Annotated in this window: 13 protein-coding genes; 5 read left to right on the top strand and 8 right to left on the bottom strand. The window is 47.3% G+C overall.

Annotation, left to right across the window (positions count from 1 at the left end):
• Positions 1-85 precede the first annotated feature (85 nt).
• Together BZJ21_RS01660 and BZJ21_RS01665 are read left to right on the top strand one after the other, a co-directional pair.
• The gene (locus tag BZJ21_RS01660; RefSeq protein ID WP_158075490.1) at positions 86-808 is read left to right on the top strand and encodes a transporter substrate-binding domain-containing protein; all 723 of its coding nucleotides are present in this window, start codon (positions 86-88) and stop codon (positions 806-808) included.
• Positions 765-1,511 (top strand): GGDEF domain-containing protein, encoded by a 747-nt coding sequence (locus tag BZJ21_RS01665; RefSeq protein ID WP_158075491.1) that lies wholly within the window; start codon positions 765-767, stop codon positions 1,509-1,511. The genes BZJ21_RS01660 and BZJ21_RS01665 overlap by 44 nt, the downstream gene beginning before the upstream one ends.
• A gap of 4 nt (positions 1,512-1,515) precedes the next feature.
• On the opposite strand, the gene BZJ21_RS01670 is transcribed toward BZJ21_RS01665, so the two are convergent.
• From BZJ21_RS01670 to BZJ21_RS01705, 7 genes are all read right to left on the bottom strand, one after another.
• Positions 1,516-1,743, bottom strand: coding sequence for a DUF2798 domain-containing protein (locus BZJ21_RS01670; protein ID WP_077576117.1), 228 nt, complete (start codon positions 1,741-1,743; stop codon positions 1,516-1,518).
• A 179-nt stretch (positions 1,744-1,922) separates the two neighbouring features.
• Complete coding sequence (locus BZJ21_RS01675) at positions 1,923-3,059, bottom strand: M20 family metallopeptidase (protein WP_077660883.1); 1,137 nt, start codon at positions 3,057-3,059, stop codon at positions 1,923-1,925.
• An 8-nt stretch (positions 3,060-3,067) separates the two neighbouring features.
• Entirely contained in the window at positions 3,068-3,535 is a 468-nt protein-coding gene (locus tag BZJ21_RS01680; protein ID WP_021022978.1) for a YjiG family protein, read from the bottom strand.
• On the bottom strand, positions 3,532-4,269 hold the full coding sequence (locus BZJ21_RS01685) for a nucleoside recognition domain-containing protein (protein WP_021022977.1): 738 nt from the start codon (positions 4,267-4,269) through the stop codon (positions 3,532-3,534). Before BZJ21_RS01685 ends, BZJ21_RS01680 begins: the two co-directional genes overlap by 4 nt.
• A 318-nt stretch (positions 4,270-4,587) precedes the next feature.
• Complete coding sequence (locus BZJ21_RS01690) at positions 4,588-5,835, bottom strand: aromatic amino acid transport family protein (protein WP_077668974.1); 1,248 nt, start codon at positions 5,833-5,835, stop codon at positions 4,588-4,590.
• A gap of 492 nt (positions 5,836-6,327) precedes the next feature.
• Complete coding sequence (locus BZJ21_RS01700; protein WP_077457301.1) at positions 6,328-6,831, bottom strand: hypothetical protein; 504 nt, start codon at positions 6,829-6,831, stop codon at positions 6,328-6,330.
• Between the two features lie 139 nt (positions 6,832-6,970).
• Positions 6,971-8,407, bottom strand: coding sequence for a coniferyl aldehyde dehydrogenase (locus BZJ21_RS01705; protein WP_077668976.1), 1,437 nt, complete (start codon positions 8,405-8,407; stop codon positions 6,971-6,973).
• Between the two features lie 276 nt (positions 8,408-8,683).
• Here BZJ21_RS01705 and BZJ21_RS01710 point away from each other — a divergent pair, with 276 nt between their 5' ends.
• Positions 8,684-9,679 (top strand): chemotaxis protein, encoded by a 996-nt coding sequence (locus BZJ21_RS01710; protein WP_021022971.1) that lies wholly within the window; start codon positions 8,684-8,686, stop codon positions 9,677-9,679.
• 120 nt (positions 9,680-9,799) lie between these two features.
• Here BZJ21_RS01710 and BZJ21_RS01715 read toward each other — a convergent pair whose 3' ends face one another.
• A complete protein-coding gene (locus BZJ21_RS01715) occupies positions 9,800-11,188 on the bottom strand; it encodes an alanine/glycine:cation symporter family protein (protein ID WP_199878831.1) in 1,389 nt (462 codons plus the stop codon).
• 406 nt (positions 11,189-11,594) lie between these two features.
• Between BZJ21_RS01715 and trhO the strand changes: the two genes are divergently transcribed.
• Both trhO and BZJ21_RS01725 read left to right on the top strand, forming a co-directional pair.
• Positions 11,595-12,578 carry an oxygen-dependent tRNA uridine(34) hydroxylase TrhO gene (gene trhO, locus BZJ21_RS01720; RefSeq protein WP_077668977.1) on the top strand — a complete coding sequence of 328 codons (984 nt, stop codon included), beginning with the start codon at positions 11,595-11,597 and terminating at the stop codon, positions 12,576-12,578.
• Positions 12,579-12,728: 150 nt separating this feature from the next.
• A complete protein-coding gene (locus BZJ21_RS01725; RefSeq protein ID WP_077660895.1) occupies positions 12,729-13,580 on the top strand; it encodes an EamA family transporter in 852 nt (283 codons plus the stop codon).
• The last annotated feature ends 55 nt before the right edge of the window (positions 13,581-13,635 follow it).

Raw genomic sequence — 13,635 nt, forward strand, 5'->3', positions numbered from 1 at the left:
TAAGAATTTATTCATATACTGATGATAAAGACGTGATGCGGTGACCACCGCACACTTAATGTATTGCCATATTCAGGGTTTATTTATGCTGCATTCTGGGGCGTTGTATGTTTTGGCCCGCCAAATTGTTTTTACACTGTGCGTTGGCGTGTTGTTATCGATAAGCCCCAGCGCTCACTCTGATAACAGCGAACAACCTGAGTCACAAAAACCTGTTTTAAAGGTGGCTAATTCGCATGCATGGCGTCCATTTTCTTATCTCAATAGCAACCAAGAACCCAGAGGGATCTTGATTGACTTTTGGAAAGAATTTGGCGACCGCAATGGCTATGATATCGAGTTTCTATTGACCGATTGGCAAACGTCAATCGATTTAGTGCGTACCGGTCAAGCTGATGTGCACGCTGGGCTCCTTCAGTCACCGGAGCGGTTGCAATTCATGGATTTTGGCACGCCTCTATTTGCCATTGATACGCAAGTATTTTTCAGTCAATCCATGATGGGCACGTCTGCTGACTTTGTCCTTTCTGGTGAGACCGAACATAAGATTGGCGTGGTACAAGGCGGGTACGAAGAAGAGTTTATGAGCGCTAACTTTCCAGACGTAGCATTGCAGCTTTTCCCGAATAACCAAGCCATGCTTGATGCGGCATTATCTGAAAAAATTCAAGCATTTTGTGGCCGACCTGCAAGTGGCAAATTATCACCTTTATACCACCACGAACCACAACCTTTTTATCCCTGTCAGGCACCTTTATACAGAGATGCTGCACGCTGGATTTGCGAAAGGCAACGCGGCATTACTTAATCGCATAGACAATAAATTTGCTTGGTTAGATGACGATACTAAACGCCAGCTACTCAATCGCTGGGTCTATTATGACGTTGAAACGGTTTACCCTACACATTTATTTCCTGCTTTAGTCGCTATCAGTATTTTTATCGTTACCAGTTACATTGTCTTACTTAAGCGAACGGTCAAACAAAAAACGCGCGCGCTACAAACAGCCAACGATATGCTTCAAGATCAAGCCATTACCGACTCATTAACGCTGTTGCGCAATCGCCGGTATTTTTATCAACACCTCTATGACTTGGATAAAACGAGAGGCGACATCGCGCTAATGGTTTTTGATATTGATGATTTTAAAGCATTTAACGATGGTTTTGGTCACGCTCATGGGGATGAGGTGCTCTGTTTTGTGGCTAAAACGGCGACAATTCTATTGCCGAAAGATGCCATTATCGCCCGTATTGGCGGCGAGGAATTTGCAATACTCCAATATTTCTCAAGTGCAGAGGGTGCCTTGGCACAAGCAAGGGTTTTATGTGAAGAGATTGCGCGACAGAGTTTAGCGTTATTTAATCACGCGTCTAAGCCTGTCACGATCAGTTTAGGCGTTGCTTATTACCCTAACGGCATGCCTCACAGTGAAATTATCGATGCTGACAAAGCCATGTACCAGGCCAAAAAACAGGGTAAAAACTGCACGGTTCTACACGTCCTATAATCCTTTACTCGCGGCTACACAGCCACTGAGCTAACCGTTGAACATGTTTTGACGAAACAAAAATAATAGAAAACGCAATGGGCCAAGCAACAATAAAGGCCTCTAACCAACGCCAAACAAACCCACTGCTCAGCCCGGTATTCACAGCGGTAATTACCGCTGTCATCAATGTCACCATCAACACTGACATCAGAAACGGCGCAACAATAGGGAAAAATCGTTTTGGTAACATACACACCCAATAATTTAGCAAGTACTAATGCTTATAGTAAATGAGCAAGCAGAAATAACAAGTGGTGTTACTGCGTCGATCAACTCTAGCAGATCAACTTCCCCCCTAATTTGTAATATGACATGGTCACTTGATGGGAAACGCCATCGCGGCTACCGCTTATTGTAGCCGCGCAATGTTTAGACTGTTTTTTGCTCTGCTAAACGTGATAACACCCGAGTGAGCAAGCGGATCCTTGGTTCAATGGAGTCGAGTTGCAAATACTCACCATCACTATGGAAGTTGGCTCCTACTGGGCCAAATCCATCTAAACTAGGGATCCCCAATGCTGCGGTATTATTGGCATCGGAGCCGCCGCCCACCGCTTTCCAATGGATAGGCACGGTTTCCTCAAAGGCTGCCGCTTCAACAAGACCCATCAAGTGTTCCGTTTCAGGGGTCGGCACCATCGCTGGTTTATAGGCTTCGCGAACCAATTCAATGGTGACATCGGGGGTGTAAGGGTGAGAGGCGCGCGCTTGAATGGCTTGATCAAGCGCGCAATAAGCATTGTTGTCCCAGAACCTGACGTCAACCAGTGCCGATGCATAAGCAGCGACAATATTCGCCCCCGCTCCACCTTCAATCAAACCAGCATTAATACTGGTACCGGCCTCTAGATCTTTCATACTATCGAGGGTCACCAGCCAATGAGCTAACTCTGTAATCGCGCTACGTCCTTTTTCTGGCTCGTTACCAGCATGAGCGGCACGACCTGAAACGGCAATTTTATAACGCGCCATGCCTTTACGCGCTTTTACTAAGCCACCATCTGCGCGGGCCGCCTCTGCCACCAGCACATAGCGTGCATTACGAGCAACGGACTCAAGCCAGGTACTGGAATGTATCGAACCCACCTCTTCATCCGGGTTCATGCAGACACAAATGCTCAATGCATCACGTTCTGCTTGCGGCAATGCGCGCAGTGCATACACGATATTAAGCAAGCCTGATTTCATGTCTGATACACCGGGACCGTATGCGAAGCCGTCCTCCATATGCATGGGACGCTCTGCCGCCGTCCCCTGAGGAAAGACCGTATCCATGTGACCAATCAGCATCACATCGATATGTGGATGGGTTGGCTGGTTGCGAATTTCCAATCCAATCCCTGCCTCTCCACATTCCACTCGCTTAATATGCCATCCTGCCATTTGCTCATATTTATCGGCCATTAGGGCCGCAATCACCTCAATACCTTCTCGTTGAAAGGTGCCACAGTCGATATTGACTAGAGGCGCCAACTCATCTAGGTAGCGTTGCAAAGAAAACGTCATCATGCCTCCTAAAGTAAAAGATTCATCACCCACATGGCGCCAAAAGCATTCAGAATAGAAATGCCGACCATAATAGGGATGTAGCGGCCTTCAGTGCCAATCGGGCCCATTACTCGGCCAATGTATTGCACTTGCGAACCCATTAAATAAATAGCAGGAACCAAGATAGCGATATGGGTACCGGTGAGAATGCCTTGGTCAAACAAAGTGATCACGACACCAACAGCGCCTCCCATCGACATCCATGCCCCCATTAGCACTGCGGCGGCTTCACCGGGTAATCCGAATACAGCCATCACAGGTGCAAACACATCGCCCATCAAGGCCAGTAGGCCGGTAATTTGAAGTGCTTTGATAATCACAAACGCCATGACAACATTAGGCACGGTTGATGTTGTTGCAATATGCCAACCTTTCTTAGCGCCTTCGACAAAGATGTCAGTGATCATCGGTTTACTGGTAGAAGACTGGGTCATGATGCGTGCTCCTCTTGATAGGATTGTGTCTTTTCTCGCTGCGGTCCTTTGCCCTCAGTTATATTGAGGTACAAACGAAAGACATTGGCACCAATGAACTTAAATAAGAAGATCACGCCAATAGCAAGACCAATTGACGATGTCACCGCTAACGAACCGTCTGACATGGTTAAAGTAAAAAGTACCGCACCCGAGGAAAAAAAGTTGACGATGGTTGCGCCTGCCGTGAACTGAAACATGGTGAATACATCGGTTTCACGCTTGGTCAGGTAACCCTCATCTTTCAATTGACGAGTCATCGCTGCGCCAGCATCTGTGCTTTGCATGGAGGCAATCAGTGCTAGTCCTGAATTTCCAGGAATGCCTAATACAGGTTTAAGAAGAGGCGTTAAGAGTTTGCGCGCGGCATCAAGCGCTCCATAGTGCTCAAGTACACCAATCATACCCAGCGCAAACATCACGGTAGGAATTAAGGTCAACGCAAAAATGAAACCATCACGCGCACCGCTCCCGCCCTTACCGCGAAGTGATGTTGTTGCCACCTCTACCGTGCCGTCTGTCGCAGTCGTGGCCTGATACGCAACTTGTCCGAACGAACCATTCAAGGTGGTAAAGTCGAACACGCCGTACCATTGATTGGATTGTAACAATCCCGAGAAAAACACCACAGCGAATACCAGTGCCAAGTAACATCCCCATGTCACTTGCCGATCTGTATCGGTTGGATGTGTCATAAACAGCCCTCATGATCAATGAACATTGACCTCATCATCGGCGCTGACACACAAACAAAGATTGATAATTATCAATTTATCCCACAAGTAATAGGCTAGCAGTTACATAATATGAGCTCATTCATAAGCTGACAAACAAAGTCAAAGAAAACAGAAATGAATGTGACTTTAAAGGCTGATTTAAATGCATTTATATGTCACAACTGAGAGATATGCGCAGAGAACATCGGATAAGAAAACCGCTTATAATAGATTAGAAAATATAACCCAAAAAGCGCCCAGTGGGCGCTTTTTTAATGGATGATTACGAATACTTAATTAGCCCATCAGGTTATAAAGCAATGCTGATATCGCAAGCATCCCTGTGATGAAGATAAAGTAAGTACCTACTTGCCCACGATACTGCGCCAGGGCTTTGACCTTGTAAGCGGCAACCGTTGGCATAATGAACAAGATCATCGCAATCACAGGCCCAGACAATGCACCCATCATGTCAAGGATACTGGGGTTGATCACGGAACAGCCCCAAATAGCAAAAAACATCACGATGACGCCCAGTTTGTCGGCGCTTTTGTAAGTGAGTTTACTGTGCTTCGTCACCAAGCCGTTCAAACTTTCACGCGCGCCAAGGAAGTGTCCCAAAAACGATGAAGTAATCGCAATGAAAGCAACCAAAGGCCCCAAGGTACCAATAAACGGGTTATGGGTGACATTAGCAAGATACGACAATACAGACACATTTTGTGCTTTTGCTTCTGCCATTTGTGCTGGGGTGAGTGTCAACACACACGAGAACACAAACAGCAACACAAAAGCCACCAGCATAATACCGGCACGTTTAAGAATTTGCTCTGACTTACCTTGAGCCTCGTCGCCGTAATGCCGGCGCTGAATGTTGGCAAAGCTAGAAATCGCCGCTGCATGGCTAAACGAGAAAATCACCACAGGCACCGCCAACCAAAGACTCATACCCAGCTCACCCATCGGCGGTAAACTGAGATTAGGCGTTTGCCACGATGGAACAAGATAAAAAGACAGAAACGCCAGAATGGCAACCAACGGATAAACCATCGCCGCGAACGCACGCAGCATCAGGCGTTCACCACCCAACATGATCGCAATCATACCAGCGACTAGTACACCCGACAGCAACACGCGATTTGGTGATACCCATCCCAGTTGGTTGACTAAAAAGCTATCAACCGTGTTGGTCAGCCCAACGCCGTATATCAATAAAATGGGGAAAATAGAGAGGAAATACAGCATCGAAATCATACGTCCGACATTGGCGCCGAAATGTTCTGCGACGACATCGGTGAAATCGGCATCGTTGTGACGCGACGATAATACAAAGCGCGCTAGACCCCGGTGCGCCATATACGTCATCGGAAACGCTAGTACCGCCATAATAATCAGCGGCCAAAAGCCTCCCATTCCTAGATTAATGGGTAGAAACAAAATTCCGGCACCGACCGCGGTTCCAAACAAGCTAAGCGCCCAATGGGTGTCATGCTGGGTCCAACGGTGCGATACACTTTTTGAGGAGATATCTATAGTCTGGTTCACGTCAAACTCTCTTAGTTATAATATTTTGTGCGGTTGCATAGTACCGAGTTCAACCTAAACTATCACATATATGTAATAGATATATGTCCTAATTGTATCACCAAAAACACGCAAATACAGCTGGACTATTCTTCAAATAGCAGCACAAAAAACCAATAAATTGACAAATAATCAGAATAATACTCCAAATTATTTATATTAATTAGATTGATTGAATTGTTTGCAAAACAATGCAACAACCACATTTTCGTTTGCTTGTTGTTGACAAATTGTAACTGTTTACATCTCATTTTTTTATGATAAATCACGCACATGTTACATCTCGCGCGACATGAGATTGCAAATAACACTGACGCTTCGCCTTTGAGTTGGTTCTGTCTCGTATTGTCGAGGGTAAACCTGGTTTTTAGGCTCGGTCTCTCGAGAGGATGGATACCATTAAAAAAGCCAGCGGTTTCGCTGGCTCATTACACATTTCTTAATGCTTTTTTGTTAGGCAGATTCTTCATGAATCAACACGCCGCCATCAAGCGCGCCCACTAACACATTAGGTACTTCAGTATCTGAAGACGTGACAGCGATACGCGTACCCGGCCCAATGGCAGAGATAGGCGCTGCAATCATTAAAGGGCCAAGTTCTCCTTGATAAGCGAGCTTCCATGAGGGCGCAGCCGCAGCGTGATCGTTGGCATAAAGTCGACACTTGTTTCTGTCCGGCTCAATTAAACAATCCAGGCCATATTCAATATCGTCATAAAAAAACGACCACTGATAATAGCCCGCATTAACGCTGCATGGGGTTTTGATAAAACTCAACGCCTCTGCGTTATCTTGGGTTAAGGTAATAAAGCGCTGCGCATCGGGCACCATCGCCAAATACCCCAGTGATTTGCCATTAGCATCGGTGACGGCGAGCTTTACCTCTTGCTCGACCATTGCTCGTTCATGATTGCTAATATCTGGCAGCATAGAATCGGGTTGTATTGAAAAAGCCATTAGGTTGCTCCCTTGGTTGCCCGCATCGATTTTAACACTTATGTAACAACCAAAGGTATAGATCAATTCCCCTAAAAGGTTTAGTGATTTAACCGAATAATGTATAGATCGAAAGACAATCTAAAACAGATACTCCTAATTATCTGAGCAACCACCAGCGCATTAAGCGTTTATACCAGCGGTTGTATGGCGGTTTAACTAAAAAGCTGGTGTCCCATCTATCACGGGTGAGCACGGTTTTACTGTGACTAAAGGTATAAAAGCCTTCAATGCCGTGGTAATGCCCCATGCCGGAATCACCAATGCCCCCAAAAGGCGCATCTTCTGCCGCGACATGAAACAAGGTTTCATTAATCCCCATGCCGCCGGCGTGAAGCTGTGTGGTGACCTGCGAGCGTTTCTCCGCATCATTACTCATCAAATACAAAGCGAGCGGTCGTGGACGTGCCTGAATATAATGTAGTGCCTCGGCAAAATCTTGATAAGTGACAATGGGCAAAAGCGGACCAAAAACCTCTTCTTGCATCACCCGCATTTCGTCAGTGACATGAGTCAGTAACTGAGTTGGCCAGCATCGTTTTTCGGCCGTCGGTATGGTTTTTTTATCGAGCGCACACCAGCGCCTCGCACCTTTATCTAACGCATCTTGCAGTGTTTCTTCTAGCCGCGTTACTTGAGTTTGGTTAACGATCTGGCTGTAGTCTTGGTTGGCCTCAAAATCAGGATACATGGCACGAAACGCTTGTTGGTAGGCGTGGATAAACGCTTCTTGCCGATGTTCAGGGCAAAGCACATAGTCGGGGGCAACACATATCTGCCCAGCGTTTAAGCACTTTCCGTAAATAAGCCGCGAGACGGCGACATCCATATCAATCTTATCATCAATGATCACAGGAGATTTCCCCCCCAACTCAAGGGTCACCGGCGTCAAATTATCAGCCGCAGCCAGCATGACCTGCCGTCCAACTTGGGTCGAGCCGGTAAAAAATAGATGATCGAACTCTAATTCAGTAAAGCGACGCGACACTTCCACTTCCCCTTCAATCACGGCCACTTCCTTAGGGCTAAACACATCCGCGATGAGCTCGCGTAATACCCGATTGGTGTTCGGCGTGAACTCCGAAAGCTTGAGCATTACCCGATTGCCGGCCGCTAACGCGCAAATCAATGGACTGACTGCCAGCATGATTGGAAAATTCCACGGCACGACAATCCCAACTACCCCTTTTGGCTGTTGGTGTACCGCCAATTTAGTTCCGAGTAAGGTAATCCCAGGACGCCGTTTTTGCGGCTTCATCCATCGTTTTAATCGGTGACGGGTGTAATCAATTTGGTGTATCAGTGGCAGAATATCAGCGATTTCGGTATCACCAAAAGCACGGTGGCCGTAATCGTCGCTAAGAGCTTTTTGTAGTACTTCACGGCGACCTTTTATTGCTCGACGAAGCCGCTTAAGGCTATCAATACGTTGCGTATAGTCAGGAAACGCGTCTTGGTTGGCTATCGCTTTCTGTTTTTCAAACACAAAGCGCATATCGCGCACTCTTTCTAACCATTGATAACTGGACTCAGACATCCCTGCCTCCTATTTCCTCACGACGACTTCATTGATGACACAGGAACCAAAACAACGCAACTCGATACAGATACAACAATGAGTGGTACTATCAGTGCTAATGTTAAAAGCCTGTGATTGGATGACGTATTTGATACATCAATTAGCGCGATAGGCCACAGATCATCGTTTGATTGATGCGCAAATATTGTCGCTTTAACGATCTCGGGCTTATACTGACCAAACGTAAGCTCACATCAGCGTTGTTCGCTGTTATCGAAAGGAAATGTGGTAGGCATGAATCACGAGCCATCAAAGAACGAAATACTAACGGAAAGTGGGACGAATGAGCTCGAAATCATCGAGTTCCACTTGATAAAACAACTTCCTGACGGTAGCACCAAAACTTGCTACTACGGTATCAATGTGGCCAAGGTTCGTGAAGTCATTCAAGTCCCTGAAACAACGGATTATCCCAATGCACAATCACACATGATTGGTGTGTTCTCATCGCGCGACAAGCTAACCCCATTGATTGATCTCGCTGGCTGGTTGGGGGTGCCTACACGACCAGAAAAAGATAACAAATTTGTCATCGTTACCGATTTCAACAATATGACCAATGGCTTTTTGATCGATAGTATCAGCCGCATTCATCGGATTTCATGGGAAGCCGTTGAGTCTCCTAGCCAGTTTTTAGAAGCTGGCGAGCAAGATTGTGTGGTTGCTGTGGTACGTAAAGACAAAAATCTGATCATGATCTTAGACTTCGAAAAAATCATCGCTGACATCAATCCTGAATTGAGCATGGAAAAATACGATGTCACTCAGGATAGAAGCGTCAATATATCCGAGTCTAGCGCTAAAAAACGCGAAGCTAAAACCGCGTTGGTCGTCGATGATTCCGCCTTTATTCGTAGTTTGATCGAAAACACCCTCCGCTCAGCCGGCTTTAATATTATTTCCGCCAAAGACGGTGGTGAAGCGTTCGAAAAACTGATCGAGTTTGAGCGTATATCAAAAGAAGAAGGCGTCGCCATCACTGAATTTGTCGATGCCATTGTCTCAGATGTTGAAATGCCCCGGATGGACGGTATGCACTTGGTCAAGCGCCTACGTGAAACAGACGCCTACAAAACCATGCCAATTATTATGTTCTCATCCATTATGAGTGAAGATAACCGCGCGAAAGCCTTGCAGCTCGGTGCAAACGACACCATTACAAAACCTGAGATTGGGCGTATGGTTAGCTTGGTTGACAAGTATGTGTTTGGTGCGCCGCTGGATGACTAACACATATACGCACGAAAGCATTGCCTTCTTCGATAGAAAACAGTCTACTTTGATAAAAAAGGCTGCCGAACATAGGCAGCCTTTTGATTTTGCTCTTTCGGCTATAACAAAAACAGCGGTTTAATGATGAGGCGCGCGAGACTGAACCTGGGCTGCCCCTTTATATGCCTGACTTGAAAAATAGGCTTTCGCCGCCTGATTGACTTTTGGTGCCAATAACAGCCCAGAGACCATCGTAGGAACCGCCATCAGGCCATAAGCGCCGATCAAGAATAAGAAGACGACATCCAATGATACAACCGCCCCTAACACCACCAATGAGAGATATAAGTACTTGTAGTACTGTCCTGCCGTTTCGCCAAACAGATAAACAAAACACTTATACCCGTAATACCAGAACGTAAATACAGTGGTAAAAGACAGCACCAAAACTTGTGCGGCTAATAGCCATGCACCAGGCGCACCAAATGCGGCTTTAAAAGCAGCCATCGTCAAACTGACACCTTGCATGCCGTCAGCCTGGTCCAATACCCCCGTAACTAAGATAACTAAAGCGGTACAACTGCATACAATTAACGTATCGATAATTGGCCCGAGACTTGCGACTAAGCCTTCGCGCACCGGTTCATTGGTTTTAGCCGCGCTATGAGCCATCACTTCAGTGCCAATCCCTGCTTCATTCGAGAAAGCGCCTCGACTGACACCAACAATAATCACACTGATCAAGCCACCAAACATAGCATCAGGCGAAAAGGCGCTAGCAAAAATGGATTGAAAAACAGCCGGCACCCGCTCTGCGTTGAGCAGCAAAGCTACAATCGCCATCACCATATAACTTCCAGCCATCAGGGGAACCAGTGCGCCAGCAACGTCCGCAACCCGCTTCAAGCCGCCCCAAATCACCAACCCGACAAAAATAGCCAAGACAATACCCAGCCCCCACGAAAAGGCCGTACTTTCTAGCCACTCAACCCCTGGAAACAGTTGTGTTTGGACTACCGCGCCGAGCTGATTAATCTGAAAAGAGGGAACAAAGCCCATTAATCCCGCGATAGCAAATAACACCGCGAGCCATTTAAACTTGTTACCCAAGCCATTACGCACCGTGTACATGGGTCCGCCATGTACACGACCTTCGCTGTCTTTGTGGCGATACATCACGCCAAGTGTGCAGGTATAGAATTTCGTCGACACACCCAGTAATGCGGTTAACCACATCCAAAATACCGCGCCAGGACCTCCCGCACTGAGCGCCAAAGCGACGCCAGCAATGTTGCCCAGCCCAAGCGTCCCCGACAAGGCAGCTGCCAAGGCCTTTCGATGCGATAAGTCACCATGCCCCGAGCCATCATCAACCTGCCCTGTAAGGAGTTTTAAACTGTGCCCCATATAGCGAAATGGCGTAAACTTGCCGTATAGGGTAAAAAAGATCCCTCCCCCGACAAGTAAGATGAGCATGGGCTTTCCCCAAATAAAGCCGACGAAGGCATTAATCCATTCTTCAAGCATCTGCGAATTCCTTCCTTTGATTGTGCAGCCATCGCTCAGCGCCTACCACAAGCCAGCGAGTCACGCCCAGCTACAAATAGTTAGAGTACAAAATAAAAACAAACATGGCGTGACTAAAAACGCATTCAAATTACGACTATAATCTTACATGAGCGATATTTTTGCCGCGAATTCATGATTTTTATCACATAAATATTGGCTTTGATGTCGCCGTTACAGGCTTTATTTGATTTGAGAGCGAAACAGTTGGAGCGCACCAAGCCGTGCATGGTACGTTTTTTTGCTCAGTAACCATACTTTCTGTCGGTGTTTAGAGGGTTGTCATTTCGATATACTCCGCGCCCTGCTTTATTCCCCTAATAACCCATGCACTGGATTTACGCTCCAGCCAGCAAGAGGAAAAAACATGTCTACTTATGTCATTTGTGCTTTGTACAAATTTGTCACCCTTGAAGACTATCAGTCTTTGCAAGCGCCATTGCTTGAGGTAATGGAAGCCAATCAGATAGGCGGTACACTCCTTCTCGCTCACGAGGGCATCAATGGTACAGTCGCTGCGACACGAGAAAATATGGATGCGCTGTTTGCGTGGTTTAGAAACGACCCACGCCTAGCGGATATTGACTATAAAGAGTCGTTCGAAGACAGCCAGCCATTTAGTCGCACCAAGGTAAAACTGAAAAAAGAAATTGTGACCATGGGGGTTGAAGGCATCGATCCGCGCCAAAGCGTGGGCACTTATGTCAAACCAACAGAGTGGAATCAGTTAATCAGCGATCCAGATGTGTTAGTGATCGATACGCGTAATGATTACGAAATCGAGATTGGTACCTTTGAACGAGCCGTTAATCCACATACAGATAGCTTCCGTGAATTCCCAGACTATGTTGAACAGCAGCTTGATCCTAGCACGCACAAAAAAGTCGCCATGTTTTGTACCGGCGGGATCCGCTGTGAAAAATCGACCGCTTTTTTGAAAGAAAAAGGCTTTGATGAGGTGTATCACCTAGAAGGCGGGATCCTTAAGTACCTCGAAGAAGTGCCTGAGAGTGAAAGCTTGTGGAACGGAGAGTGTTATGTCTTCGACAGCCGTGTTGCCGTTAATCACGATTTGGAGCGAGGGTCTTACGCAATGTGTAATGCCTGTCGCCTACCCATCACGCAAGCAGACATGGAAAGCGAACACTATGAGCAAGGCGTCTCTTGCCCTAAATGCATTGACAAACACACCGACGCCCAAAAGGCAGCGTTTCGAGAGCGAGAGTACCAAGTCCGTCTTGCACGAGAACGTGGTGAACAGCACGTCGGCGGTGAGGCGAGAAAAGTCATTGAGCAACGTCGCGCAATGAAAAAATACCGGCGCCAACGCCAACACCATAAAGGTGATTAATCACCATCAACATTCCCGTCGGCTTATTGCGACGATAGGCCTTAGCGAATGCATAACATTTCAATTAACATCCCAGGTCGCTCTCATCGGAGCGGCTTTTTTTTGTCTTTATGTTAAGGTAAGACTTTAATATCACCAAGGAGAGGAAACATGCAGGCTCGCGCGCTTTTTATCGCTATATTGAGTGTTTTTGGCGCCATGTGCGCGATTCAATTCGGTGCCTCGTTTGCCAAGCAGCTATTTCCTCTGGTGGGGCCTGTCGGGACAAGTGCTCTGCGAGTCGGGTTTTCCGCCCTGATACTATGGCTGGTTTTTCGGCCTTGGCGCCAATGGCCTCGTGGACGTCACTGGCGCGCTATTAGCGTTTATGGCAGTTGCCTGGGTGGCATGATGCTGCTGCTTTATTTAGCGATTGAAACCATTCCTCTCGGGATTGCCGTTGCACTCGAATTTACGGGTCCTCTTCTGGTTGCATTGCTTTCAATACGGCGCGCGCGGGACAGCCTTTGGATTGTGCTCGCCGTCGGCGGTGTGATCACATTGCTCCCGGATCTATCAGGCGTAAATGCCCTCGACCCACGAGGGGTTGCATACGCCCTAGCCGCCGGGGGCTGCTGGGCTGGCTATATTTTATTTGGTCAAAAAGCGGGCAATCTAGCGCCAGGCGGCGGCACTGTTGCACTGGGGATGACGGTTGCTGCGCTCTATCTTGTACCCGCGGGCTACGTTGCCACCGATGGCGCTCTGCTCCAGTGGCAACTGCTGCCATTGGGCATTGCGGTGGCACTCATTTCTAGCGCTATTCCCTACTCGTTAGAGATGATCGCGCTGCGAAATATGCCTAAGCAAACCTTCAGTGTGATGATGAGTTTAGAGCCCGCCGTTGCCGCAATGGCAGGGCTATTGGTTCTCGACGAGCAACTTGCACTGCGCCAATGGCTCGCCATCGGTATGGTAATCACTGCCTCGTTAGGCAGTACGTTATCGGCTAAAAGGCATTAACGAAAAGGCACTAACACCAACCAATAGAAAAGAGCGCCGATGGTCGGCGCTCTTT

It is taken from the genome of Salinivibrio costicola subsp. alcaliphilus, assembly GCF_001996185.1.
Taxonomy (GTDB): Bacteria; Pseudomonadota; Gammaproteobacteria; order Enterobacterales; family Vibrionaceae; genus Salinivibrio; species Salinivibrio costicola.

Bases quoted from the DNA above. Each gene is read 5' to 3' on its own strand.
- BZJ21_RS01660 (WP_158075490.1), top strand. From the start codon at position 86: ATGCTGCATTCTGGGGCGTTGTATGTTTTGGCCCGCCAAATTGTTTTT.
- BZJ21_RS01665 (WP_158075491.1), top strand. From the start codon at position 765: ATGCTGCACGCTGGATTTGCGAAAGGCAACGCGGCATTACTTAATCGC.
- BZJ21_RS01685 (WP_021022977.1), bottom strand. From the start codon at position 4,269: ATGACACATCCAACCGATACAGATCGGCAAGTGACATGGGGATGTTAC.
- BZJ21_RS01675 (WP_077660883.1), bottom strand. From the start codon at position 3,059: ATGACGTTTTCTTTGCAACGCTACCTAGATGAGTTGGCGCCTCTAGTC.
- BZJ21_RS01670 (WP_077576117.1), bottom strand. From the start codon at position 1,743: ATGTTACCAAAACGATTTTTCCCTATTGTTGCGCCGTTTCTGATGTCA.
- BZJ21_RS01710 (WP_021022971.1), top strand. From the start codon at position 8,684: ATGAATCACGAGCCATCAAAGAACGAAATACTAACGGAAAGTGGGACG.
- BZJ21_RS01715 (WP_199878831.1), bottom strand. From the start codon at position 11,188: ATGCTTGAAGAATGGATTAATGCCTTCGTCGGCTTTATTTGGGGAAAG.
- trhO (WP_077668977.1), top strand. From the start codon at position 11,595: ATGTCTACTTATGTCATTTGTGCTTTGTACAAATTTGTCACCCTTGAA.
- BZJ21_RS01700 (WP_077457301.1), bottom strand. From the start codon at position 6,831: ATGGCTTTTTCAATACAACCCGATTCTATGCTGCCAGATATTAGCAAT.
- BZJ21_RS01705 (WP_077668976.1), bottom strand. From the start codon at position 8,407: ATGTCTGAGTCCAGTTATCAATGGTTAGAAAGAGTGCGCGATATGCGC.
- BZJ21_RS01680 (WP_021022978.1), bottom strand. From the start codon at position 3,535: ATGACCCAGTCTTCTACCAGTAAACCGATGATCACTGACATCTTTGTC.
- BZJ21_RS01725 (WP_077660895.1), top strand. From the start codon at position 12,729: ATGCAGGCTCGCGCGCTTTTTATCGCTATATTGAGTGTTTTTGGCGCC.